This is a genomic window from Gilliamella sp. B2717 (genome assembly GCF_026536675.1).
Classification (GTDB): Bacteria; Pseudomonadota; Gammaproteobacteria; order Enterobacterales; family Orbaceae; genus Gilliamella; species Gilliamella apicola_I.
On the sequence record NZ_JAFNNQ010000040.1, the window covers coordinates 181,550 to 181,953 of the forward strand.

1 protein-coding gene (cut by a window edge) is annotated in these 404 nt (G+C 35.4%); it reads right to left on the reverse strand.

Going from position 1 to position 404, the window contains the following annotated elements:
• Window positions 1–91 precede the first annotated feature (91 nt).
• Window positions 92–404, reverse strand: part of the annotated coding region (locus J3U35_RS11615) for a tetratricopeptide repeat protein (protein WP_267360306.1) (this coding region is incomplete at its 5' end). 361 nt of the annotated region lie beyond the right edge of the window; 313 of its 674 annotated nt are in view.

Below are 404 nucleotides of genomic sequence, written 5' to 3' on the forward strand. Positions count from 1 at the left end.
CATTTTGCTTGAAATTCAAAATATTGCGCATAAGTGGTTAAAATAGGGGAAATAGGAGCATAAAAAGGGCATTATTGCCCTTTTTTATATATTATTGTTCAAGTGGTGGATAGTCTGGCCAATACTTATCAGACGCTAGCTCGCCCATAGTAATAGCATATTTACGCCACAGTTGTGCCAGATCCATATTTTGTCCTTCCCCTCTATAATAAAGACTTAAAGAAGTCATACTTTTATAATAGCCTTGAATCGCTTTTTTAATCAAATAACGCTCTTTTAAGGGGGTAATATCACCAATGGTTTCACCCAACACAATTGACCACGTCGGTCTACGCCAATTATGCATAGCACCAATACCATCCATAAAATAGAGTTGATAGATGTTATTAAAAAACTTTAATCGT